The organism is Hadarchaeum sp. (SeqCode) (assembly GCF_038871235.1).
Taxonomy (GTDB): Archaea; Hadarchaeota; Hadarchaeia; order Hadarchaeales; family Hadarchaeaceae; genus Hadarchaeum.
This window is the reverse complement of the sequence record NZ_JAVZIN010000003.1, coordinates 83,417-106,589: the sequence shown is the minus strand read 5'-3', so window position 1 is coordinate 106,589 and position 23,173 is coordinate 83,417. Positions and strand designations below refer to the sequence as shown.

The 23,173-nt window shown below is 47.5% G+C and carries 24 protein-coding genes; 17 read left to right on the top strand and 7 right to left on the bottom strand.

Translation table 11 applies throughout. The annotated features are described in order from the left end of the window. Nucleotides 1–38: 38 nt before the first annotated feature. Both QXT02_RS02280 and QXT02_RS02275 read right to left on the bottom strand, forming a co-directional pair. Nucleotides 39–701 carry a corrinoid protein gene (locus QXT02_RS02280; protein WP_342811704.1) on the bottom strand — a complete coding sequence of 221 codons (663 nt, stop codon included), beginning with the start codon at nt 699–701 and terminating at the stop codon, nt 39–41. Then, entirely contained in the window at nt 698–2,077 is a 1,380-nt protein-coding gene (locus QXT02_RS02275; RefSeq protein WP_342811703.1) for a monomethylamine:corrinoid methyltransferase, read from the bottom strand. Before QXT02_RS02275 ends, QXT02_RS02280 begins: the two co-directional genes overlap by 4 nt. A 274-nt stretch (nt 2,078–2,351) precedes the next feature. Here QXT02_RS02275 and QXT02_RS02270 point away from each other — a divergent pair, with 274 nt between their 5' ends. Then, complete coding sequence (locus tag QXT02_RS02270) at nt 2,352–4,316, top strand: thiamine pyrophosphate-dependent enzyme (RefSeq protein WP_342811702.1); 1,965 nt, start codon at nt 2,352–2,354, stop codon at nt 4,314–4,316. Continuing rightward, complete coding sequence (locus tag QXT02_RS02265; protein WP_342811701.1) at nt 4,317–4,907, top strand: indolepyruvate oxidoreductase subunit beta; 591 nt, start codon at nt 4,317–4,319, stop codon at nt 4,905–4,907. It abuts the gene before it with no gap. Between the two features lie 171 nt (nt 4,908–5,078). Here QXT02_RS02265 and QXT02_RS02260 read toward each other — a convergent pair whose 3' ends face one another. The 3 genes from QXT02_RS02260 to QXT02_RS02250 all read right to left on the bottom strand — a co-directional run bounded on the left by QXT02_RS02260 (nt 5,079) and on the right by QXT02_RS02250 (nt 7,759). Beyond that, on the bottom strand, nt 5,079–6,422 hold the full coding sequence (locus QXT02_RS02260) for an APC family permease (protein ID WP_342811700.1): 1,344 nt from the start codon (nt 6,420–6,422) through the stop codon (nt 5,079–5,081). A gap of 166 nt (nt 6,423–6,588) precedes the next feature. Then, nucleotides 6,589–7,563 (bottom strand): iron-containing alcohol dehydrogenase, encoded by a 975-nt coding sequence (locus tag QXT02_RS02255; protein ID WP_342811699.1) that lies wholly within the window; start codon nt 7,561–7,563, stop codon nt 6,589–6,591. Continuing rightward, nucleotides 7,538–7,759, bottom strand: a complete 222-nt coding sequence (locus tag QXT02_RS02250) for a hypothetical protein (protein WP_342811698.1) — start codon at nt 7,757–7,759, stop codon at nt 7,538–7,540. The genes QXT02_RS02255 and QXT02_RS02250 overlap by 26 nt, the downstream gene beginning before the upstream one ends. A gap of 223 nt (nt 7,760–7,982) precedes the next feature. On the opposite strand from QXT02_RS02250, the gene QXT02_RS02245 reads away from it, so the two are divergent. Further along, on the top strand, nt 7,983–9,083 hold the full coding sequence (locus QXT02_RS02245) for an NAD/NADP octopine/nopaline dehydrogenase family protein (protein ID WP_342811697.1): 1,101 nt from the start codon (nt 7,983–7,985) through the stop codon (nt 9,081–9,083). A gap of 306 nt (nt 9,084–9,389) precedes the next feature. Here the strand turns inward: QXT02_RS02245 and QXT02_RS02240 are convergent, their stop codons facing one another. Continuing rightward, entirely contained in the window at nt 9,390–10,562 is a 1,173-nt protein-coding gene (locus QXT02_RS02240) for a 4Fe-4S binding protein (RefSeq protein WP_342811696.1), read from the bottom strand. A gap of 594 nt (nt 10,563–11,156) precedes the next feature. Between QXT02_RS02240 and gcvT the strand changes: the two genes are divergently transcribed. The 12 genes from gcvT to QXT02_RS02180 all read left to right on the top strand — a co-directional run bounded on the left by gcvT (nt 11,157) and on the right by QXT02_RS02180 (nt 20,409). Beyond that, nucleotides 11,157–12,275 (top strand): glycine cleavage system aminomethyltransferase GcvT, encoded by a 1,119-nt coding sequence (gene gcvT, locus QXT02_RS02235; protein ID WP_342811695.1) that lies wholly within the window; start codon nt 11,157–11,159, stop codon nt 12,273–12,275. A gap of 1 nt (nt 12,276) precedes the next feature. Further along, a complete protein-coding gene (locus QXT02_RS02230) occupies nt 12,277–13,425 on the top strand; it encodes a Coenzyme F420 hydrogenase/dehydrogenase, beta subunit C-terminal domain (RefSeq protein WP_342811694.1) in 1,149 nt (382 codons plus the stop codon). A gap of 79 nt (nt 13,426–13,504) precedes the next feature. Beyond that, the gene (locus QXT02_RS02225) at nt 13,505–14,599 is read left to right on the top strand and encodes a permease (RefSeq protein WP_342811693.1); all 1,095 of its coding nucleotides are present in this window, start codon (nt 13,505–13,507) and stop codon (nt 14,597–14,599) included. A 55-nt stretch (nt 14,600–14,654) separates the two neighbouring features. Next, the gene (locus QXT02_RS02220) at nt 14,655–15,377 is read left to right on the top strand and encodes a DUF169 domain-containing protein (protein WP_342811692.1); all 723 of its coding nucleotides are present in this window, start codon (nt 14,655–14,657) and stop codon (nt 15,375–15,377) included. Between the two features lie 2 nt (nt 15,378–15,379). After that, nucleotides 15,380–16,321 carry a DUF169 domain-containing protein gene (locus QXT02_RS02215; RefSeq protein ID WP_342811691.1) on the top strand — a complete coding sequence of 314 codons (942 nt, stop codon included), beginning with the start codon at nt 15,380–15,382 and terminating at the stop codon, nt 16,319–16,321. Nucleotides 16,322–16,324: 3 nt separating this feature from the next. After that, a complete protein-coding gene (locus QXT02_RS02210) occupies nt 16,325–17,701 on the top strand; it encodes a B12-binding domain-containing radical SAM protein (protein ID WP_342811690.1) in 1,377 nt (458 codons plus the stop codon). A gap of 70 nt (nt 17,702–17,771) precedes the next feature. Further along, a complete protein-coding gene (locus tag QXT02_RS02205; protein ID WP_342811689.1) occupies nt 17,772–18,032 on the top strand; it encodes a thioredoxin family protein in 261 nt (86 codons plus the stop codon). Nucleotide 18,033: 1 nt separating this feature from the next. Next, nucleotides 18,034–18,288, top strand: a complete 255-nt coding sequence (locus QXT02_RS02200; RefSeq protein WP_342811688.1) for a thioredoxin family protein — start codon at nt 18,034–18,036, stop codon at nt 18,286–18,288. Continuing rightward, on the top strand, nt 18,285–18,542 hold the full coding sequence (locus tag QXT02_RS02195) for a thioredoxin family protein (RefSeq protein WP_342811687.1): 258 nt from the start codon (nt 18,285–18,287) through the stop codon (nt 18,540–18,542). Before QXT02_RS02200 ends, QXT02_RS02195 begins: the two co-directional genes overlap by 4 nt. Nucleotides 18,543–18,583: 41 nt before the next feature. Further along, nucleotides 18,584–18,937, top strand: coding sequence for a metalloregulator ArsR/SmtB family transcription factor (locus tag QXT02_RS02190; protein WP_342811686.1), 354 nt, complete (start codon nt 18,584–18,586; stop codon nt 18,935–18,937). 103 nt (nt 18,938–19,040) lie between these two features. Beyond that, on the top strand, nt 19,041–20,078 hold the full coding sequence (arsB, locus tag QXT02_RS02185; RefSeq protein ID WP_342811685.1) for an ACR3 family arsenite efflux transporter: 1,038 nt from the start codon (nt 19,041–19,043) through the stop codon (nt 20,076–20,078). Between the two features lie 49 nt (nt 20,079–20,127). After that, nucleotides 20,128–20,409: a metalloregulator ArsR/SmtB family transcription factor gene (locus QXT02_RS02180; protein WP_342811684.1), complete on the top strand. Its 282-nt coding sequence runs from the start codon at nt 20,128–20,130 to the stop codon at nt 20,407–20,409. A 28-nt stretch (nt 20,410–20,437) separates the two neighbouring features. On the opposite strand, the gene QXT02_RS02175 is transcribed toward QXT02_RS02180, so the two are convergent. Next, nucleotides 20,438–21,424: a 5,10-methylenetetrahydromethanopterin reductase gene (locus tag QXT02_RS02175; protein ID WP_342811683.1), complete on the bottom strand. Its 987-nt coding sequence runs from the start codon at nt 21,422–21,424 to the stop codon at nt 20,438–20,440. A gap of 47 nt (nt 21,425–21,471) precedes the next feature. On the opposite strand from QXT02_RS02175, the gene cofE reads away from it, so the two are divergent. Together cofE and cofD are read left to right on the top strand one after the other, a co-directional pair. Next, nucleotides 21,472–22,221 (top strand): coenzyme F420-0:L-glutamate ligase, encoded by a 750-nt coding sequence (gene cofE, locus QXT02_RS02170; RefSeq protein WP_342811682.1) that lies wholly within the window; start codon nt 21,472–21,474, stop codon nt 22,219–22,221. Between the two features lie 4 nt (nt 22,222–22,225). Further along, nucleotides 22,226–23,173 carry a 2-phospho-L-lactate transferase gene (cofD, locus tag QXT02_RS02165; protein WP_342811681.1) on the top strand — a complete coding sequence of 316 codons (948 nt, stop codon included), beginning with the start codon at nt 22,226–22,228 and terminating at the stop codon, nt 23,171–23,173.

Below are 23,173 nucleotides of genomic sequence, written 5' to 3'. Positions count from 1 at the left end.
GAAAAATTATTTTTTATAGACTGGCTCCGCTTCTTTCTTCAAAGCTTTTTCTCAACGAGTTCCTTAGCCACCTTAACTGCCTTGATCGCATCCTCAGCGTAACCATCGGCTCCTATTTCGCGTGCCCACTCCTCGTTCACCGGACCACCGCCAACCATAAGTTTATACTTGTCCCTTGTACCCACTGACTTCATATACTCAACCAGATCGCGCTGCATTACCTTGGTGAACGACATTAAAGCCGAAGCCGCTATGATGTCTGCATTCGACCGCTCGGCCGCTTCGATAAACTTATCTACTGCAACATCGACGCCTAGATCAATAACCTCGAAGCCTGCGGCTTTGAGCATCGTGGCAACTATGTTTTTCCCAATGCTGTGAATATCTCCTTGCACCGTGCCTATGACAACTTTTCCTTGCTTCACCTTTTGACCTTGCGCTTTATCCAACGAGGGCTCCAAAACTGCCACTCCCGCCTCCATAGCCTTTGCGGCTATTGTTAACTGAGGTAGGAAGATCTCCATTCGCTCGAATTTTTCACCTATCTCTCTTATCGCCGGTGTGAGCCCCTCAGTAATTGCCACATAGGGATCTATTCCGTCTTCCAATGCCTTTTTGGCGGCCCGTTTAACCCGTTCCTCATCGTAGTTTAACACTCCCTCACGCAATTCTTTAAGAATCTCTTCCTTTGACATGCTCATATTTCCAACTCCAAGCCTAAGTCGATAAGTTTAGCCTTTGCCTCTCTATATAGGTTTAGGTTCTCCTCAGTGGGCTTTAAAGTCTTTACATCGTAGCTCTGCTCGAAGGGCTTACCCTTAGGCGACTTGTCAAAATCAAGTGTATCTTTATAAGTCAAAACCAGTTTCGCAACAATCTCGTTTGCCTCCTCGCGCTTAAGCTTTGTAGCCGCATGCGCTACTTCAGCAAAAAGACGTGAGTGTAGGGGGTTGTGGTGATTCGGATACAAGGGCTGCGCTGGTCGCGGGCCCAGCAGATTTCTACCGGAAACTACTGAAGATATCGCCATGGCGGCTCCTTCAAGATGCATCTGCATGCTTCCGGGTCTTCCAGCCGTGGTGACGCTGGTTGTGGTTATTAGGTTGGAATTTCTCGCCACGGCTTGGCCCATAACGCTGTTCATCCATAGCGACGCGGGGTTCGTCTGTGAACGATATCTCATATGCTGAGGCCCTATGTGGTTAACCAACGCGCCAAATACTAAGTTAGTAGCAATCTGTTCTGCGACCGCTACAATGGCCGCTGTGTTAGCATCTCCTGCATATCCACCAATCACTGGTGTCGTTCCTGCATAGAGAGGGTATCCATAATTCATAAAATGCGCTGTTTTGGAGAGCAGAACATCGTCCAATTTTAGTTCAGGTAAAAACATCACGGCCCTTAGAATGTCTTCTGGATTCCGCGGCATGATGCTGTCAGCTCCTAACTCGTTAAGGCTGGAAACTCCTGCGGCAACTCCCCACACGATGGGCATGAATGGCCTTCCGCCGAGAATCAAGGCCTGATTCATAAGCTCCGCATAAATTCTCGCGGCGATCACTTCAAATGCCGAGTTGGCTCTTATGGTGGTAATCCCATCTATGCTCTGAATGTGTCCTCCATGAAAGAGCACATCTATCAAGGGCTCCTGAACAAAGGCCTGATTAAACGGCACAAACATGTCCAATGTCGTCTCAACTCCGAACGCTCCTGAAAATATGGTGGGCTTGGTTCTGTCCTCAACTTTTCTTGACCGAATCTTAATCCTGTCCTTGCCTTTTCCAATCTCAAATTCCGCAACAACATGCCTCAAAGCATTTTTGACCTCATCCTCCGCAAAAGTTATCACCCGTTTGTTGCTAACGTTATAGACTCCACACCTGAGCAACAGTTCTAGACCTGCCTGCCAAACGTCATCTGCCATGCTGTCGTCGCTTGAAACGTAGACACTCGGATCGTAAACGATATCGTGCTCCTTAGCCAGCTCCATTGCGGTCATCGAGATTTTCATGTCAAAATCGCTTTCTTTCATCATGGGGCCGACTTCAGCCCTCCTCGCTACCTCCCAAAATTCCAATTCAATTCACCTCACCACTTAAGTATTTTCAGCCCTTTAAAAACTATCTGTCATGCCACCTTCATTTTGAGCTAATTTTTATTCGAGATCGATGATTGTCAAAAATGCCTCAAAAAACGCAAAAAGTTGGACGCTCGGCCGAACGCGATCAAAACGTAATTTATTTCTTGGTATATCTAAAACAGGCACATCAAGATAAACTTAAAATTTTGAAAAATAACGTTAGTAATCAGTTTTTTAAGTTAAAAGTGAATAAGAAAAAAAGGTCGTTGAAATGGGAAAATCTGAAATAATAATTGAGGACTCACCAGGAAAACGGGTGCTCCTCATGGGCAATGAGGCCATAGCTCGGGGAGCAATTGAGGCTGGGGTAGGTCTCGCGGCCTCATATCCTGGGACGCCTTCATCGGAGATCCTAGAAACGTTGGCTGAGGCTGCACCTAAATTAGGTTTCCACGTTGAATGGTCCACCAACGAGAAAGTGGCATTTGAAGTAGCGGCTGGGGCAGCCATCACTGGAGTTCGCTCCATGACTTCTATGAAAAACGCTGGGCTCAACTGGGTTATGGACATGTTCATGACTCTTGTCTACGGTGGGGTCAGAGGCGGTTTTCTCATCGTTGTTGCAGACGATCCTGATGCCCATTATTCCTCTAACGAACAAGACACTCGATTCGCCGCCTTCTATGGTGAAATTCCCTGTCTCGAGCCAGCAGACGCTCAGGAAGCCAAGGATATGGCACGTTATGCCTTTGAGCTATCGGAGCAACTAGAACTGCCAGTTTTTCTCCGTTCGGTTACTAGGATCTCCCATGCCTCCGGAGATGTTGAGCTGGGAAAAATTGAGAAGCGGGACCGCAAACCAGTATTCGACAAGCATTGGAAGATGGCATGGCGATGGAACGTTTATGGCCCACCAAGCGCCGTTAAGAAGCACGAATGGCTACACAGCCGGATGCCCAAGATTAAAGAAATAGTAGAACAGCTCCCATGGAACAGACTGGAATTAAAAGATGGACAAAATTTTGGAGTAATTGCGTCAGGAATAGGTGCCAGCTATGCCAGCGACGCGATAAAATTGCTTGGGTTGGAGGGAAAGGTAGCCTTTCTGAAGATAGGCACACCTACACCACTACCGGAAAAACTTGTGGCAAGATTATTGAAAGCCGTTGACACGGTCTTGGTGGTTGAAGAGGGTGAACCGTTGGTTGAGCTGCTGGTAAAAACGCTGGCCAAAGACACTAACCCCAAAGTTAAGATATTGGGTAAACTCACCGGAGAAATGCCACAAGTTGGAGAAATCAACATCGACGTGGTGGCAAGCGCTGTCTCCAAAATTTTGGGGAGAGAAATTCCTGTTGATCCCCAAATTGAAAAAACAAGAGAAGAAGTCAGAAAGCTCGTTGTGCCGCGGTCGTCGACACTTTGCGCAGGCTGTCCTCATCTAGGAACCTACTGGGCCCTGAAGAGAGCACTCTTGACATCCGGTGGAACGGTGCCAATAGTTAATGGTGACATCGGTTGTTACGAACAAGGCGGCTACGGAATTGCCGGTAAGGAGTACAAACCAAGTTTTTCCACAGAATCGGTCCGTTACAAAATAGAAGCGCCATACGAAACGCTGGACACTAACTATATCATGGGTGGTGGAGTCGGCCTGATGCAAGGCGAATATCATGCAGGTTATCGTGACGGCTCGGTTGTCGCCGTGGCAGGTGACTCAACATTCTTCCACGCTTGTCTGCCCGCTGTTGTCAACGCTGTTTATAACAAATCCAAGGGATTGTTCATTGTCATGGATAACTCATGGACGGCAATGACCGGACACCAGCCGAACCCGGTAACGGGGATAACTGCAACCGGAAGTGAAACAAAGTCACTCCGCGTTGAGGACGTTGCAAAGGCGTTGGGAGTTGAGTTTATTAGGGTCGTGGATCCGTTCGACCTTAAGGCCACGCAATCTGCAATCGAAGAAGGTTTGAAAAGCGACAAGTTCGCCATCGTGGTCACTAGAAGGATATGCACTTTACAGGCCATTAGACTAAAACAGTACTCAGGTAAGAAGATGACCTTAGACAAGGATACTTGCACCGGTTGTCGACTCTGTGTTTCCATTGGCTGCCCAGCGATAACGTTTAACGTTGACGAAAATAAAGCGGGCATTGATCCCATCATCTGTGTGGGGTGCGGAATCTGTGCTCAAGTTTGCCCCGTTAACGCTATAAAGGTAGGTGAATGAATGAAAAACTTAAACTTAATCATAGCGGGGGTTGGAGGCCAAGGCAGTGTCTTGGCTTCGCATATGGTGGCAATGGCTGCAATTAGGGACGGCCTCAGAGCTCGAGTAGGCGAGACCTTCGGCGCTGCTATGCGTGGAGGTGCTGTCGCCAGCCATGTCCGGATAGGTGAGGATGTAAACGCTCCGCTGGTTCCCCGCGGTGGTGCTGAAATAGTTCTGGCGATGGAACCTTTGGAGGGATTACGAAATGTTGTTGATTTTATGGCGAAAGGAGGGCTTCTCTTGACGAACACCCATGAATGGTTGCCTGTGAACGTTAACATAGGCCGGGCGAAATATCCAAACATGGAGCAAATAAGAGACGCTGTGGCTAAGCTGGGCGGTAAAATAATCGAAATTGACGGTACTTCCCTCGCCCAACAGGCTGGTAATGTTAGAACACTCAACGTTGTCATGCTCGGCGCTCTAGCAGCCACCGGAAAGTTGCCATTCTCAACGGAAACGCTAAGACAAGTCATAACGGAAAACGTGCCCCGAAAAACAGTAGATATGAACTTGAAGGCCTTTGACCTAGGTCTGAAATCTATTTAATGCTACCATTTTGGTCAAAATTTAATTTTTCCTTAAGATGAAATTGCAATTTTATCCGTGACTTCCAATTAGCTTTTTTTAGTTTTGTTTTAGGAAATTTTTAAACCTCGGCAAAGCTATGCCTAAATACAACTAGCCGAATGAGTAAGACAAAAAACAAAAAAGATTTAATTAACTGGGTTTCTTGGCGAAAACTCCCGTTCTGGAGGCATATCTTATTACGAAGTACACTATGCCTACCACTACAGCGAGCAGCGAATACCAGATCTCAAGCGTTGAAACATTGATGAGTAGCAGTGCCAACGCCACGAATGCTATTATTGAGAAACCGATGCCACCCGGAACCCGGAAAGGTGCCTTGATGTCTTTTCTGTTTATCCTAAGCCCGATATGCGAAAGGATTCCGACTAAGAAACCTATCGCGTACATTACTGTACCTATGACGATTATTGCCATCACCCAATCTGGGTTTGAACCTAGGATCATCGAAACCACGTACACGATTATCAATGCTACCGCTGGAGTCCTCCTCCTCGCCCAGACGTAGCCACAGCCGGACGGGAAGATTCCTATCTTACCCATACCATATATTACTCTGCTGGCCAACAACATCAGAGCTATGACCGTCGTTATCAATGCCAAGATAGCTGCCAGAGAAATTACCAGTTGTACCCAAGATTCAGCAGGGGCAAATTTCACCGCAGCATAGGAAAGTGGCGCCCAAAAGGCGAATGGGTTTTCCGGGGTGAATTCCTGCCAGTTTACTGTTCCATATAGTGGGAAGAGTATCAGTAGGTAAAATACGGTCGTCACTAGAATTGATAGACCTATTGCCTTCGGGAGCGTCTTTTCAGGGTTTTTGATCTCCTCAGCCGCAGCTAGGATAGACAGCCAAGCACCGAAGCCCAAAGCCGCTATTGGGATCGCTTTCAGGAAGTTTATGCCTCCGGTGGCGAAAAACGGTGAGTAGTTATTAAGGTTAACTGCTGGGGCACCTCTGAAGAAGAATGCGAGCATAAGCACCAGCAATAATGCTGTGAGCGCCGCGTTAGCCTTTCCAGTGATCGATATTCCTGAAATGTTCAGCAGGAACGCAAATGTCAAGACCAACCAAGTGATAATTGTTTCGTATCCTGCCAGACTGGGAATTATGGAAACCACGTAACCTCCGACGTACATAGCACTAAAAGGAACGCCGAACCATTGTCCTATTAATGAACCCCATCCACCTAAGAAGCTGGCGAAAGATCTTACAGCAAAGCTCTTCCCAAACGTTTCCATGGCGTAGGCTGGTATCGCTCCGGCCCTAGGAAATACCGTCGCCTGTTCCACCAGCACCAAGGCGATAATGAACATCAGCAGTCCAGCAAGCGCCCAAGCCAATATTGCCGAGGGACCAGCGATCATGCCCGTTTGAGCACCGAGAACAAAGATTGCAGCGCCGATCATGCCACCGACAGAGAGCAAGAAAGCTTCCCAAACACCCAGTTCTTTGGCTAGTTCTCCTTTTTTCACTTTTTCAGTCCTCCAGTTTAAATAAAAGAACTAACTTTAAAAATCTTCCTTTTTGAGTCCCAGAAAAAGGCAAACCTTATTGTTGGGCAATCTTCAAGACAGGACCAAGTATTAAAAGGTTGGTCTTTGCTTCTTAAAGCATAACAAGTCTATTATAACGGCTTTTCTAACCGTGAAAAGCCTTCAAATACAGTTCTCTGATATCTGACGGAGTTGATGCTCTTGGATTTAATTTAGCGCTGAAATTTTCCGAAGAATGTTTGACCATAAGTTCCAAAACACTGAAAAATTCTTCCTCAGTTACCCCTGCAGCTTTGATAGTGACTGGTAAATTAAGAGCCGACTGGAGCCTTCTTACCTCTTCTATCAGACCTTTGGAGAGTTCGTCCTCGTTTCTACCATTCAGACCGACGAATCTCGCAATTTCGGCGTATTTCTTCCTCGCCCTTTCTGAACCCAAATTAAATTCCATTACATAGGGCAACAGAATTGCGCATGCAACACCATGGGGGATGTTGAACTGGGGACCTATGTGATCCATGGCATGAGCAAGTCCAGTGCCGGAATTGTTTATCGCAATTCCTGCCAACGTCGCCGCATAGTGCATTTTTTCTCGGGCTGTTTGATCTTTGCCGTTTTTGTAGGCTCTTTCCAAATTTTCAAATATCAACTTTATTGCTTTCAACGCCGCGGCTTCGGAAAAATCATTGGAAAGTGTGAAAACATAGGACTCCAGTGCGTGACTCAAGGCATCCATTCCGCTAGAGGCTGTTATTCTTGGCGGCATGGTCATCGGAATTTCTGGATCCAAGATGGCTAGATCGGGTATTATCTCTCGAGAAAGAATCAGGTGCTTTGTCTTTTTATTTGGCTCGATGAAAACCGCAGCACAGGAGGTTTCTGAACCCGTGCCGCTGGTAGAGGGTATGGCTACCAGCCTTGCCTTATTACGAAGCGGCGGGATTGCGAAAGGAATGAAAATTTTTTCTCGATCAATTGTTGGATATTCGTACAATATCCACATCGCCTTGGCAGCGTCTATAACTGATCCACCACCAAGAGCGATTATCAAATCAGGCTGAAATTCCAAGAGAGATTTTGCTCCAAGGTAAATTTCATCTATCGTGGGCTCCCTTTTCAATACTTGCAATTGTCCTTGAATCAATATTTGAGTCTCTAAGAAATGAGGAGATTTTTTTAACAAATCCCAGTTTTCCCATCGATGACATGTCAGTCAAAATCGCCGCCCGTTTGCCTTCCAGTTTACGCACATATTCAATCGCTCCCCACTGAAAAACTATTTCAGAATTTTTGAAATAGTTCAAATTTTTATTCATGGATTTGCCCATACCTAATTGAAAAAGCCCCTTTAAAAACGCACTAGGAAATAAGATAACACAAAAATTGAATTGAGTTATATCAACTTGGGTAGGTAAAAGTGTTTAATCTTGATCCCTAGCTCTCGCAGATAGAAAGAAGCCCTTAGAAGCAAGAAAGGAAAAAGAATATATATGAAACAATTGCTGACAAAATAGGGGTGATAAAATAAAAATAGCTGTTTTGGGTTCGGGAAGTGGGGGCTTCATGTGTGCGGCCGATTTTTCGCTGCGAGGTCATGAGGTCCGCTTTTACTCGAGAACTGGAGAGAGATTCAAACCTGTGATTGAGAAGGGAGGAATTAAACTCATAGGTAAAAAAGAAGAGCTACCAGGTGAATTCGCAAAGATTTCGCTGATAACCACAGATATAAAGGAAGCCATTTCGGGGGCTGATCTAATCGTGAATCCGTTACCATTTTTTGGTGTGCGGAATTATGCCAAACTGGTAGCTCCGCACATAGAGGACGGGCAAACGCTAGTCTATTTTGGTAAAGGCGGTGGTGCGATCGAGTATTACAGAGTGTTTAAAGAACTAGGCGTTAAAAAGGAAGTTTACTTGGGCGATACCAACACGCTGCCCTACGGAGCCTCGTACATGGGGGATAACGTCGTAAGACTGGAGTCGAGAACTTGGGAGATAATAACGACCGCATTTCCGGATAAAAATACCGATAAGGTCGTCGAAATGGTGAAGAAAGCCTACCCCATGTACTCAGTGAGAAAAGCCCAAAGCCCACTGGAAACAGTTCTTGTTGACTACAATGCTATCACCCACCCGCCACCAATGCTATGTAACGCGGGCAGAATTGAATCAGGAGATAAGAGCTTCCATCTTTTCGGGAAAGATGCCTTGACACCCTCAGTAGTCAGACTAACCGAGAGAGTAGATCGGGAAAGAATGGCGTTGTCCAAAGCTCTCGGAATAAGGGCCTACACTCTGGAGGAGGAAATTCTTCACGTGAAATGGAATCCACACGGCGAGGACTATGTGCTTCCACTATATGAGGCGATTCACACGCCTTTCTTAGAGATGTGCGAGGGTCCGTTCAGGCTTGACACGCGACATTTGCTCGAGGATATACCATACGGGCTAGTAACTTTCTCTTCTCTGGGCGACATGCTGAACGTCCCGACGCCAGTGGTTGATGCAGAGATTACGATAGCCGAGGCTTTGCTGGATAGGGATTTCAGAAGCATCGGCAGAACTGTAGAAAAAATGGGAATAGATCCGTCTTGGGACCTAAAAACGTTGAATAAATACTTGTACGAAGGGGAAATTTAGAATATTTGTCCCTTTATTATACTAAATCAGACAGCCAAAATAGTTAACTCTAGATATCGAGCTAGGAGGTTTACTTAAACCTCGCCCCTACATTATTTTGAAAAGCTCCCAGATTAAGATAACCCGTTTGTATGCCGTTGTTCTATCAAAATAAACTGAAGCATGCAAAAACGCAAGCCTAGTCAAACAATGCTCTTTTTAATCACCCCATTTTATACGAAAAGCAGACCCTTTGCCCTTTAAGCGGTTCTCTAGTCAGAAGTGTATACGCAATGTTTCCAATGCGAAGAAAATTTGCCAAATTCATCAATAATAATCCAGCGACAACGCCTTAGTTGGACAAACTGTCACACACAGTCTGCAGCCAAAACATTTCACCGGATCTATCCTAGCAAACTCATCGATCTTTATGGCTTCATATATGCAGGCTCTTTGACAGAGTCCACACGCATTGCACTTATCGACATCGATTTCTGGCACCTTAGAAGTCGTGATCAGCTGTTTACCTTTGCTTTCTCTCTCCTTTATCCTTCGATGGGTGAGGCCCCTGATTTCGCTTAGTGAAGAGTAACCTTTGTCCACCATGAATTTTTTGATGCCATCCAAGATTTGTTGAATAACTTTGGGCCCCCTCAGGTGAACGGCAGAAGCCAGTCCAACGCAAGTTGCCCCAGCCATAAAGTACTCTATCGCGTCCCTCCAACTGCTAACGCCCCCCACACCAACTATCGGAATATTAATATTTTCAGCCATGTCCAGCACCATTTTCAAGACGAGGGGCTTGATTGCGGGACCGGTTAGTCCGCCGCTACCTTTTGGTCCGCCGAGGACAGGTTGGCCTGTTTCTATGTCTATCTGCAGAATCGGCCCTAAAGCATCGGCCGCTGCAATAGCATCCGCGCCCGCTTTTTCTGATGCTTTTGCCCACTTCACTGCATCTACGAAAAATATGGAACTAAATTTCGGCATTATCGGCACGCTAACGGCCTTTTTTATTTCCGACAGCGTCTTAGCCAGCGGCTCTGGATTGTGGACCTCTGGTGGCCCCATCGACCCCGGAAACATGGTATTGTATATTTCGGCTAAGTGAGGACAGGCGGTTGCATATTCTATCATGTCAGCTCCGGCTTCTTCAGCTCTTTTCGCCAGTTCTATGCTCTCCTCAAGAAATCTACCAGCTATGCTCGCTATTATCTTTGCCTCGCCTTCTTTAGCTACCTTGATCTCCTCTTTGAACCACTGATCGGCAGAAAGGTCGCTCCCAGAAACACAGTTTATGAATCCACCCTCAATCATCGCGTAACATGGCCTGACGTGGGGGACTGGTTGAGCGACAATGGTCTTGGTCACAATTGCGGCGGGACCATACTCCGAGAGTTTCTTTATCGTGGCCCCATTTCTGGAAAACTCAGAGGCAGCCACTATTATCGGGTTTTTTAACTCCAATCCAGCCAGCTTTAAAGAGAGATCTATATCCATTTTTTATCACCCTATTTTTTTATTAAAGAACCGAGATGACCATTTGGACAGGCCACTCATTTCAATCTCTTTCCTGATTCTGGAAAGCTCGTGATTAATCAAGTCCCGTGCTATACTCTGCCGCATTCAACCTACCATCTCAATCCTTACATAATAATAAAAAGCTGCTTAAATAAAAAAGATTCTCCCGTCTCTCTGCCTTAAGCACCATCCACCAAATGCTAAACCTCCATCAGCTGAAGGGTTCTGAATTCTTTGGAATTTCGAGTTTTTGGCCCTTACCCAAATAACTTCCAATCTAAAAAACGTGCCAAATGACCGAAGGGAAATTTGATAGGGGTCAGAAAGGGCATGGCGCAAAGGGTTAGGGGAGATGGCAAAAGATCTTGAAGGAACAAGAACCAACCTCCCTAGCCAAGGATGTGCAAGCGAGGCTAAGCGAGGTCACCAAAAAGGCTGTGAAAAAAAGGCATTGAAAACGTCCCCTTCAGTAGCCTAAAATCGTCTTGAGAAATTATTAAAGAATTAGTTGGAAGAAACCAAAGTTAAAACAGAAAGCTAATAAAGAAGAGTAAAGAGGTGTGATGGGATAACATGAAACAGCTCCACATAGCCCACATCCATCGCTCGCTGGGTGCAAAGCTGATCGAGTTTGCAGGATGGGAGATGCCACTGAGCTACACGAGTTTGGCAGAAGAACATACGGCTGTGCGGGAAGCGGCGGGACTTTTTGACGTCAGCCACATGGGAGAGTTTAAAGTGAGCGGACGAGAAGCACTGGGATTTCTTCAAATGGTGACGACCAACGATGTCTCCAAGCTTGAAATACTAGGGAGCCAGTATTCAACGGTGACCAACGAACAAGGGGGAACTCGCGACGACATTCTGGTCTACCGCCTTGCTGAAAACGACTATCTAGTGGTCTGCAACGCCGCTAACGTTGAAAAAATAGGAAATTGGTTCACCCAGAAGAACAAGTTTGATGTGGAAATTAAGGACATAACTATGACGACGACGCTTTTTGCTTTACAAGGACCAAAAGCGATACCAACGCTGCAAAAGTTAACCGACTTTGATCTCGCCAAGATAAAGAGATTCAAGGCCAGCTGGGTAAATGTCGCCGGCACAGAAGCACTCATCAGCAGGACCGGTTATACTGGTGAAGATGGTCTAGAAGTTTTCCTGCTGGACGAACCGCAGGCCAACCCTAAACGGGCTGAGCGTCTGTGGAAGGCCATCCTGGAGGCTGGTAAGGAATATGGGGTCAAACCCTGCGGACTCGGGGCCCGTGATACCTTACGCCTTGAAGCCGGCCTGTGTTTGTATGGAAACGACCTCACGGAGGAGATATCACCCCTTGAGGCCAGAATAGAATTTGCGGTCAAGCTTGACAAGGGGGACTTCGTCGGGCGGGCGGCATTGCTGGAACAAAAGAAATCAGGATTGAAGAAAATTAGAATTGGGCTACGAATGCTCGAGCCTGGGATACCTAGACAAGGCTACGGCATCTTCCGGAATGGCGAAAAGATCGGCTGGGTGTCTTCTGGAACCTTCTCACCCCTTTTGAAGATAGGGATCGCGATGGGCTATGTGCTTCCCGAGGTTAAGGTGGGCGATACCCTCGGGGTAGAAATCCACGGCAGAAAAAGGAAAGCCGAAGTTGTGGATTGGCCCTTTTATAATCCCGAACAGTACGGGTTTAAGAGGAAATAATATGGTGAAGGTCTGGCAGCATCTAGCCAAAGATGTTGTAAATCCTGATTACTGCATAGGCTGCGGTAGCTGTGTGGCGACCTGTCCGGTGCAGGCTCTGGAAAGGGTTAATGAAAAACCAGCGCTGAAGGGTGTCTGTATTAACTGCGGCATCTGTTACGGCACCTGTCCTGAGGTCGTTGACCCCAACAGCCTGCAGATCCCCGTCTTTGGCGCCCCACCCCAAGACGAACTGATCGGCACTTACAGGCACGCCCTCTCGGTGGAGGCTAATGATTCAAGCACTAAAATCCGTGCTCAAGATGGTGGCGCGGTGACCGCTCTGCTCAGCTCATTGCTTGAGATCGGGTTCATAGACGCGGCGATTGTCACTGGAACTGCTGAAACTCCATGGTATCCTGTAGCTAAAGTAGCTATAACCCCACAAGAGGTGCTAGAGTGCGCCGGAACCAAATACTCACGGGGGCCGATATCACTCGGGCTCCGCGAAGCGGTGAACATGTATTATCGAAAAAAAGTCGCCGTAGTCGGAACACCCTGCCAGATAGTGGCCTCGAGAAGAATGGGGCTTTCAACGCCCAAGAATGAGCACATCTCGGACGCGATAAAGTTGAGAATAGGTCTGTTCTGCAGTGGTGTCTTCAAGTATGGAGACTTTTTCAAAAATATCGTTGAAAAGAGCCTCCAGATACCATTGGCTTCGGTGAACAAGTTTGACCTGAAAAACGAGAAATTAATCATTTACTTAAAGCACGGCCCGTCCCGGGAACTCCCGCTCGCTGAAGTAAGAAAATACATTGACCTGCCTTGCCGAATCTGCTCGAACTTCTCAGCTGAAATGGCCGACATCTCAATTGGATATTTGGGCTCACCTGCAGGAAGATCGACGGTGTTAATCAGGACGGAACTGGGGGAAGAAGCTTTCGCTGAAGCGGGAAAACTGGGCAAATTTTCCGTAATTGATCTTGCCAGCGTGCGACCCGGTTTGGAAGCCATAAGGCAGGAAGCGTTGAAGAAGAGAACCTTAGCGGCTCAAACCATCGAGACTCTGAGAAGGGAGAAAAAGATGTTGCCGGTTTGGATGGAGCAACCTCCAAGTGAAACCATAACCGAGCCAATCGAGTCGGACAAAGGCATTTGCCACGTATAGAATAGATTACGACCAGCTGCTTCTTCTAACCGTGGCTGACTTAATCTTTAAATAGTAGTTCAAATAATTTTGAAATACTATGTATGATATCATCAGACCAGGAATCGACGCCTTGATTGAGTATCTCTCGGCTCACGTGATCACCTGCCTAGTGCCCGCCTTTTTCATCTCCGGTGCAATAGCAGCTCTCGTCAGCAAGCAATCCGTGATCAAGTATTTTGGGTCCGGGACCAAGAAATGGCTCTCCTACAGCGTTGCCTCTATCTCTGGAGCCATCTTGGCGGTATGCAGCTGCACGATATTGCCCATATTCCAAGGCATTTACAAGCGCGGCGCTGGAATAGGTCCTGCCTTCTCCTTTTTATTTTCGGGACCGGCCATCAACGTCTTGGCAATAGTCTTCACGGCCAGCGTGCTAGGCTTTGACCTAGGCATTGCCCGAGCAGTGAGTTCGGTGTCTATGGCGATTATCATCGGCCTCATTATGGAAGCAATTTTTGAACGGGGGGCAAAAAAAGAGGTTTTAGCCATTAATCAAGTCACTCAAGTTGAAACGTCCACTGGCACCAGACCCAAATACGTTTCTCCAATATTTTTCATTCTCTTGGTCGCGATACTGGTCGTCGGCGCCTCCGGACTGATTTCACTGTTGTTCAGGCTGGCGGTTGTTTACTTGCTAACCATCGCGGTCGCTGTGATATTAATATTCTATTACACAAAGGACGAGGTCAAAAACTGGGGTCATGAAACATGGTGGATCGTAAAAAAGATATTCCCCGTCCTGCTGGTCGGCGTTTTTGTAGTTGGAGTGATCGGTGGAATCGCGGCAAATTTCTCACCATCCCATGATCCGTCGATAGCTGTGGGGGAGCTGACCAAACCTTATCTCGGAGACAACTCGTTCTTCGCCTGCCTGCTGGCGTCAGTCGTTGGCGCGCTGCTGTATATGCCGACGCTGCTCGAGGTTCCAATTATAGGGACTCTTTTCGGTTACAGCTCCGGGCTCATGGCACCTGGCCCTGCCCTTGCCCTGCTGCTAGCTGGGCCAGCCCTGAGCCTACCCAGCATGGTCGTGCTGATGAGGATGGTCGGGTGGAGAAAAGCCGGTGTGTATATAGTGCTGGTGGTCATTGTCGCCACCATGATCGGTATGCTCTACGGAGGCTTGGTATGATTCTCGTGACGTATCAAGCGCAGAATGAATACGTGAAAAATGGAGGCAGCGTTATTTGATCGAGCTTGAGCAGTATCGAGAAATCGGTCGTAGGCTTCGAGAAATACTAGCACTTAAATCTCCATTAGTGGCTGTGAGTTTACTGAACAAACCAGGGGATATCCCAGCGGGCGTTAAAGAACTCGACAGACCAATGTTCTACTGTGTTATGGTAAAGTATGCCATGGCCGGCAATACTTTCTATGCGACGGAGCGGCTTCATGAATGTAAAAGGGGTGCGTCGGCCTTAGGACTCACGGAACCGCCTGAGGAAGAAATTACTGGTGAATTCTACTTCAGCAGGGACTCATGTAGCTCAAAGATGGCCGCAAGGAGATATTTTGAGGCGGCCCCATGCTTAAGGCCCAAAAGCGTGTACGCAATACTTCTCTCCCCACTAGAAACCACGCCACTAAAACCGGACGTGATAATCGCAGAAACCATGCCCCGAAGGGCCTTAGAATTAGTACAAGCCACCATATTTGAAAAAGGTGGAAAAGTCGAAAGCTGGATCTCAGCGCCGCGCCAGATATGCTCTTACTCGACAGCTAGACCTTATCTTGGAAGTCTCAACGTAACGTTCGCCTGCGAATTTTCGAGAAATAAAGCAAAGGAGCTGGGACTGGGGTACCTAGATGATGGCGTGATAATTGGAATTCCTGCCGAACTCTTGCCGGTAATAGCAAAGAACCTCATATGTATCGGATACATTAAAAAAAGGCTGGGCGGGGCGGTATAGACATGGCTGTGGAGTTTAGAAAGCTTGGCGAGGGGATGAAAAACATCCTTGATCTGAAGTGGTCGCCCGTAGGAGTTCGGCTGATGGCGGCTGAGAAAGATGTACCTAACGCCGAAGTATTAACAAAGCACCGATATTGCCAAGCGGTAATGAAAGCCAGAAAGGGGTACAACGTCTTGCTTAAGAAGGATGAACTTTCCTGCCCAGCGGCGGCTTCATCTTGCGGTTTTCGGGAATTGACGGACAACCTAAAATCAGGCAAAGCCCTCGTCGGCTTTGGCATCGTCTCCGATGAGGCCGTGGGACAGAGGATGTTCGCCGGTATGCCGAAACTGCAACCTGGGCTGATCAAACAGATACATCTTTTTCCCTTGGACAGGTTCGACTACAATCCCGACGTAGTAATCGTGGAAGACGAAGTGGAAAAACTCATGTGGATTGTTCTGGCATACTTGAACATGAAGGGTGGCGAACGTGTGCAAGCCTCCACGGCCGTGCTCCAAGCCGCTTGCGTCGATGCCACAATCATACCCTACTTAGAGAATCGACTGAATTACTCATTCGGCTGCTACGGCTGCAGGGATGCAACGGATATCGGGATGAATGAGGCCATCCTTGGCTTTCCCGGCCGCTTTCTGCCCTCGATCATCGAGATTCTGAAGTATTTGTCAAAAAAAGCGATACCTATGTCTCGCTCAAAGCAAGCTTATCAGCATTTACTTTCATACCAGATGGTCGCTAATGAAGGCCACGCTGTTAAATCACCCAATTCTGGAAGGATCAAAAATCTTTTCAAAACTATCCTGCGAGCTACTTCTATTTTTAAAGTCAAAATAGAAAGAAAAAATGTTCTTTTCCAAGTTGGCTATCCTTCAAAGTCAAAACTGCGCTTAAATGATATGACTATAGTATTTTATGAACTATTTACTTATGTGGGTGACTGAAAGATGAGGGTGCTGCTCATCTCTCCACCTAATGAGAGCGCCATAACTAAGGTCATGGGCACCACCGGTCCTCCGCTCGGTCTAGCTTATCTTGCCTCAATGATCAGAGGGGATCACGATGTGAAAATCGTCGACGCAGTTGCTGAAGGATATGATCTAGAAAACTTAGGCAGGATAATAAGGAGCTATGATCCAGAACTGATTGGCTTAACCGCGACTACCTCCATGATGCCCGACGCCTACGAAACCGTCAAAGTTGCCAAGAAAATCAACGAAAATGTGAAAATCGTCCTTGGTGGTCCCCATGTAACTTTTCTGCCTGAAGTAACTATGCAGGAATGCCCGCAGGTGGACTTCATCGTGAGGGGTGAGGGGGAGCACACCTTTAAAGAATTGGTAGATTCCTTAGAAAAGAAAAAGGACCTGAAAGACATACTCGGTTTGTCATTTCAACATAATGGAAGAGTAATAAACAACCCGCCAAGAGGGCCGGTAGAAAACGTTGACGATATCCCAATGCCCGCTTACGACCTGCTCCCAATGAAAAAATACCGGGCGGGGAAAATAGAATTCGGTACTGTAATCACGAGCCGTGGTTGCTCATTCAACTGCATCTTCTGTTCATCCTCGCTCCAATTCGGTAAAAAATGGCGCGGACACAGCGTCGCTAGGACGTTGGAGGAGCTGTCAGTACTCAGAAAAGAGTATGGAAAAAGGGAGATTGAATTTCTGGATGACACTTTTACTCTGCAAAGGTCGCGAGCTATTGCCCTTGCCGACGAAATCAGAAAAGAGGGGCTGGATATTACCTGGACGGCTTCGTCAAGGGTCGATACCTTTTCCCCGGAAGTGGCCTGCGCGATGAAGAAAGCGGGAGCTCATACCGTTTACTTTGGAATTGAATCGGGATCGCAGAAAACGCTGGATTTCATCGGAAAGGGGATTACGCCGGCAAAGTCTGAGTGGGCGGTAAGAAACGCCAAAAAAGCTGGGCTTCACGCACTAGGGTCCTTTGTCATCGGCTTTCCAGAAGAAAGCCCGGAAGAAATTGAAACAACGATAAAATTTTCTAAAAAAGTCGGCGTTGATCTCGCCCAGTTCACCATCGCCACCCCATATCCGGGGACAAGGCTGTGGACATACGCCCTGAAGGAAAAGATACTAGTCACCATGAACTGGAGAAAGTTCACCACCCTAGATCCCGTGATGAAGTTGAAATACCTCACGGCCGATCAGATAACCAAAGCCTTGAGAACGGCCTACATGAAATTTTATCTTCGGCCAAAAATGCTGCTGCTGGACTTAATAAGGGATAAGGGATTCGTCTTCAAAAAGGCGATGCGCTTCCTTGCCAACGAAATACTCCAAAAATTGAAGTAATTGAAAATCATCCTCCGCTTAAGAAAGTTTAAATATTCAGAATTTCAAATAAAATTGAAATGGTGGTTTGATGAGAATAAGAATTTTTGGCACAGTGCCCCCCTGTATGAAGTGCAAAGCGGCAGAAAAGGTGGTAAGAGAAACGGTGGAGGAACTAGGCTATACTGACATAGAAGTGACTAAAGAAGATGCCTTATCAGAAGAGGCTGCAAAAATGGGCGTTATGATGACGCCTACAGTGGTAATTGACAAAACAATTGTAAAGGTTGGTGGCGTCCCAACCAAAGAAGAGATCAAGCGCGCCATCGAAAAAATCAGAAAGGGTGCATGAAATGGTAAAATTGGAAGTTTTCACCGCCGAACCTCCCTGCCCCGGATGTTTGAAACTTCTTGAACTCGCTGACAGGATAAAAGCGGAATACGGCGATAAGGTCGAGGTCATAAAACACATCGGACCTTGTGACGAATTCACAAAGTACGGCATAACCGTTGTTCCTGCAGTAGTCGTTGAAGAAAAGATAAAAATAATGGGTGTTTGTCCGAGTGAGAAGACATTGAAAACTGCTCTTTGGGAGGCTGGAGTATGAAAGTACTCGTAGAGGTATTTGCTTCACTTCCCCCCTGTTCTGGAGGAAGAATGGTTAAAAAGATGATGCGCGAAATTTCTGAGAAGTACGGGGACCGAGTCGAAATAAAAATCTATGAGGGCATGAATGAAAAGGTCAAGGAATATGGGATAGAGAGAACTCCTGCCATAGTTATCGATCACGACATCAGAATCATTGGTCTGGCTCCGAGCATGGAAACTTTGGAAAATGCTCTGAAGGAAGCCGGATTATAAAACAATTTATTATTCAGTGCCAACATTAATCTAGTGAAATCATGCGGGACAAATCACTTGAACGGCTAAGTTCTAAGCTTCCACCGGACTACAGTATTTCCGCAGATGTGCTGGAAAAAGTAAGAGATATTGTGGAAGCCGAGACCAAAAAAACCCTAAAATTTTTGCAGGCAATATCGCATCCTACCCGACTGCGTATCCTGCGGGCCTTAGGGATCAACGAGTTATGTGTTTGTGTTTTCGTCAATCTGATGAAAATAAAATATTCCAAGCTCTCCTACCACTTAAAGATACTGAAAGATGCCGGACTCGTGGAGTTTCGGAAGGAAAGAAACTTTTTAATCTACAGGCTGACCAACCTTGGGAGAAAAGTATTGAAGGATATCGAAAGTTAATCCTTACTTCCTTTCCCGCCCTTTAGAGCCAACCTCTCGACCGACAACACCCTTATATAGATCACGAACTATTATGAATATAAATTCATATGATGGTAATATCATGAAAGTGGAAAGAAAGCTCAGCCTATGGGAGAAATATCTTACTCTGTGGGTGACACTCTGCATTGTAGTTGGCATACTCTTGGGAAGAACTTTTCCCCAGATTTCGCAAATCCTAGCTGAATTCGAGGTCGCCCAAGTTTCCATACCCATAGCCGTCTGTCTGTTTTTCATGATCTATCCCATCATGGTCCAGATTGACTTCAAAGAGGTTAAGAAAGCCATCAGGTCACCAAAACCAGTAGGTCTCACACTTTTCATGAACTGGGCGATAAAACCCTTCACGATGGCCTTCTTTGCCTGGTTTTTCCTCAGCATTGTCTTCGGCCAGTTTCTGACACCCGAACAAATCCAGCAATACCGGGCCGGCATGATACTGCTCGGAGTGGCTCCATGCACGGCGATGGTTTTGATGTGGAGCTATCTAGCCAAGGCAAATGTCGCTCACACGTTGGTGATGACAGCGATAAACTCCCTGACTATGGTTGTCCTCTACGCCCCACTGGCAACTTTTCTGCTTGGAATCTCGGGCATCGTCGTACCGTGGGCCACCATCGCCCTGACCGTCACTATATATATCGTCACCCCGCTCGTAGCCGGTTACTACACAAGAAAAATAGCGATTGAAAGAAAGGGACTCGACTGGTTCCAGAAAAAACTTATACCGCCACTCGGCAAGATCGCCATCGCTGCCCTCCTGATCACCCTAGTCGTGCTCTTCTCCTATCAGGGACAACTTCTCCTCGCCATTCCAATAATAATCGGCATGATAACCATCGGCATCTTCGCCAATATTCTCATCATCTTCGCGATTCCTTACATAATCTCCAAAAGGATCCATCTCTCCTACGAAGACGCTGCCCCGGTGGCGATAATCGCCGGCAGCAACCATTTTGAAGTTGCCGTCGCAGTAGCGATTACCTTGTTTGGAGTACAATCAGGAGCTGCGCTGGCCACGGTGGTCGGGGTCCTAACTGAGGTTCCTCTGATGCTCTTTCTGGTCTGGCTCTGCAAACAAACTCGGGCCTACTTTGACTAGAAACTTGCTTTTTTAAGGCAGCCAAATTTGATTTAGAAATGGTGTTAGAATGGGAACAGACGAACAACTAAAGCTCCTGAAATGCGTCAGTGATAAAACGCGGCTTGAAATTTTACATTTATTAAAAAAGGGAGAGCGATGCGTTTACGACATCGTGAATGAAACCAAGCTTGAACAATCCTTGGTCTCACACCACCTCCGGGAAATGAGAAAGTGTAAAATCGTGAATACTCGGCGGGAGGGTAAAAAGATATTCTATCGAATTACCGATAATTCAATCATCAAGTTTCTAGATGAAGTAAAAATGCTCTCTAGAAAGTTCTGCGATTGATATCTGCCGAATCTGGGCAATCCTGAGATCAACCCTGATCCAAAAGTTTTTCCGCCACCAGCTTCAGCGATTTGAGCGGATCTGGCCCTATCGGAGAACCGATTACCACTCTAGTGACTCCAATTTTCTCCAGTTCCAAGACGCGGTCGACCAAATTGTCGGCCTTTCCGCACACCGAAAATTCATCCAACATCTCGTCAGTCACCGCCTCTCTTGCTTTTGCCAGCTCACCTCGGCGCAGATATCTCCTCACCTCCTCCACATCCTCAGCAGAAATTGCCCGGTGAGATAAGGAATCCTCCGGGGCTGATGAAGCCACAAAGGCAACCACACCCCGGGCCGCATCACGAGCCCTTCTTTCATCGTTGTCAACCGAGACCGCCATGTAGGCTACAAAGTCAAAATCATTAATGTGGCTCACTCTTTGCCTTAAACCTTCCTTAATGCTTTTAACCGAGTCCTCGATATCTACCGGATGAGAAGCGTTAATGAGGGCACCGTCGGCAACTTCACCCGCCAGCCTAAGCATCTTTCTCCTTCGGCCACCAACATAAATCGGGATTCGATTCAGCGGTTTGAACCTAAGCCTGGCCCCCCGACAGGTAAAGCACTCGCCCTCAAAGTCCACCTTCTCCCCAGCAAACAGCTTTCTGATTATGAATACGGCTTCACGAACGCTGGTGAGTGGCTTGGTCTGCTCTATCCCCACCGTCTCCAAAAAAAAGGGATCTCCGGAAGACATCCCAAGAAGCGCCCGGCCTTTTGACATCTCATTAAGCGTGGCCACCGCGGCCGCCGTTACCGCTGGATGGGCCAGATAGGGGTTGGTCACTCCGGGACCCAGTTGAACCCGGCGCGTCTCTAGTGCCAGCTGGGCTAGGACCGAATGCACGTAACGGTTGTGGTAGTGATCGCAGACCCAGATCTGCTGGAACCCTAGCTGCTCAACCTCCTTCGCCAGAGCCACCATGGTGCCCAAGTTGAGATAGGGGACGAATTCCACTCCGAACTTCATGCCCACCACCATCTGATTTAAACCATTCACACTAATAATCCCCATCGGTGTTAAGTGTGCAGCTTTTCGCGATAATTGGTATCCCGATGGTAAAACGTGGCGACGATATTGGTGAACTGATAGTAGCGGCGGCGGAAAAACAACACTTAAGAATTGAGGATGGAGATGTGCTAGCCGTGGCCCAGACAATAATCTCAAAGGCTGAGGGAGAAATCGTCGACCTGCGCACCATCACGCCCAGCCCACGAGCTATTGAGATCGCGAAAAAAATCGATAAAGATCCGCGCATGGTCGAGGTCATCCTCCAGCAGTCTTCAGAGATTGTAAGGTTGGGCCACGTGATAATTACGAGGACCAAGCAAGGTTTCGTCTGCGCTAACGCGGGCGTGGACCGCTCCAATGTTGACCATGAACACGTGACGGTATTGCCCAGCGACCCTGACGCCAGCGCTGCCAAAATCAGGGAAACCGTCAAAAAAAGGCTGGGCGTTGACATCGCGGTAATCATAACCGACACTCAGGGAAGACCCTTTCGCTGTGGCTGCATCGGTCTGGCCATAGGCGTCGCAGGTATGAAACCTCTGTTGGACATGCGCGGCTGGCGGGATCTGTACGGAAAGGAACTAAAGGTAACCGTTACCTGTCCCGCAGATTCGCTGGCGGCTGCAGCTGTCATGATAATGGGGGAATCGAACGAAGGCATTCCCGCCGTGCTGATCAAGGGAGCAAAATACGAAAAAGGCAACGGGACTATTTGTGAAGTGATCCGGGCGCCCGAACTGGATCTTTTTAGGTGATGAGTTGCTGACGGTATTGTCCGGGGGAACCGGTACTCCCAAGCTACTCCAAGGCCTAGTTCATCTTGTGGGTCAGGAAAACTTGTCCATCATCGTTAACACCGGAGAGGACCTAGAAATTTCCGGCCTTTATGTCTCGCCGGACATTGATACTGTCATGTACACGCTCGCCGGTGTGGTCAACGAGGAAACATGGTATGGATTAAGAGAAGACACGTTTGAGGAGCATGAAAAGCTCAAGCAAGAGGGGAAATCAGAGCTGCTCCGCATTGGGGATCTTGACCGCAAAGTTAAACAACTCCGCACCATCCTCTTGAAAACGGGAGAACCGCTCTCCGCCGTTACAAGAGAACTCTGCAGAAGGTTTGATGTCCTCGCCAACGTCATGCCCATGTCTGATGATAGAGTTACCACGCGGATTCATACTGAAGTCGGGACCATGACCTTCCACGAGTTCTGGGTCGCTAGGCGGGCTCAGGACCGGGTGAAATCCGTCCTTTTTGATGGTGCTGAATTGGCCCGGGCCGCGCCAGGGGTCCTAGAGGCAATAGAAGACGGCGAGGCCATCATCATCGGCCCCAGCAATCCAGTGACCAGCATTGGACCCATCGTGGCAATTAGAGAGATCAGGTCGGCCCTAAAAAAATTACGAGAAAAAGTCATTGCTGTTTCACCGATCATTGGTGGTTCCCCGGTAAGCGGACCGGCCGGAGCCCTAATGAGAGGGCTAGGCTATGAAATCAGCCCACTGGGTGTGGCACAATACTACTGTGATTTCATCAGCGGGCTGGTTATTGACAGAAGGGACGAAACACTGAGGCCTAAGATCGAAGATCTTGGTATAGCGGTATTTTCCACTGATCTGCTGATGCCAGACCTTCCTTCCAGAGTTAAACTGGCGCGATCGGTCTTAACATTCGCCGGAATCAAAGCTAAATTTCGGTCAGGCTGA

Coding starts and splice junctions, on each gene's coding strand:
- QXT02_RS02200 (WP_342811688.1), top strand. CDS start 18,034: ATGGTAAAATTGGAAGTTTTCACCGCCGAACCTCCCTGCCCCGGATGT.
- QXT02_RS02225 (WP_342811693.1), top strand. CDS start 13,505: ATGTATGATATCATCAGACCAGGAATCGACGCCTTGATTGAGTATCTC.
- QXT02_RS02240 (WP_342811696.1), bottom strand. CDS start 10,562: ATGGATATAGATCTCTCTTTAAAGCTGGCTGGATTGGAGTTAAAAAAC.
- QXT02_RS02215 (WP_342811691.1), top strand. CDS start 15,380: ATGGCTGTGGAGTTTAGAAAGCTTGGCGAGGGGATGAAAAACATCCTT.
- arsB (WP_342811685.1), top strand. CDS start 19,041: ATGAAAGTGGAAAGAAAGCTCAGCCTATGGGAGAAATATCTTACTCTG.
- QXT02_RS02250 (WP_342811698.1), bottom strand. CDS start 7,759: ATGAATAAAAATTTGAACTATTTCAAAAATTCTGAAATAGTTTTTCAG.
- QXT02_RS02265 (WP_342811701.1), top strand. CDS start 4,317: ATGAAAAACTTAAACTTAATCATAGCGGGGGTTGGAGGCCAAGGCAGT.
- QXT02_RS02270 (WP_342811702.1), top strand. CDS start 2,352: ATGGGAAAATCTGAAATAATAATTGAGGACTCACCAGGAAAACGGGTG.
- QXT02_RS02190 (WP_342811686.1), top strand. CDS start 18,584: ATGCGGGACAAATCACTTGAACGGCTAAGTTCTAAGCTTCCACCGGAC.
- QXT02_RS02210 (WP_342811690.1), top strand. CDS start 16,325: ATGAGGGTGCTGCTCATCTCTCCACCTAATGAGAGCGCCATAACTAAG.
- gcvT (WP_342811695.1), top strand. CDS start 11,157: ATGAAACAGCTCCACATAGCCCACATCCATCGCTCGCTGGGTGCAAAG.
- QXT02_RS02230 (WP_342811694.1), top strand. CDS start 12,277: ATGGTGAAGGTCTGGCAGCATCTAGCCAAAGATGTTGTAAATCCTGAT.
- QXT02_RS02205 (WP_342811689.1), top strand. CDS start 17,772: ATGAGAATAAGAATTTTTGGCACAGTGCCCCCCTGTATGAAGTGCAAA.
- QXT02_RS02280 (WP_342811704.1), bottom strand. CDS start 701: ATGAGCATGTCAAAGGAAGAGATTCTTAAAGAATTGCGTGAGGGAGTG.
- QXT02_RS02175 (WP_342811683.1), bottom strand. CDS start 21,424: ATGAAGTTCGGAGTGGAATTCGTCCCCTATCTCAACTTGGGCACCATG.
- QXT02_RS02180 (WP_342811684.1), top strand. CDS start 20,128: ATGGGAACAGACGAACAACTAAAGCTCCTGAAATGCGTCAGTGATAAA.
- QXT02_RS02195 (WP_342811687.1), top strand. CDS start 18,285: ATGAAAGTACTCGTAGAGGTATTTGCTTCACTTCCCCCCTGTTCTGGA.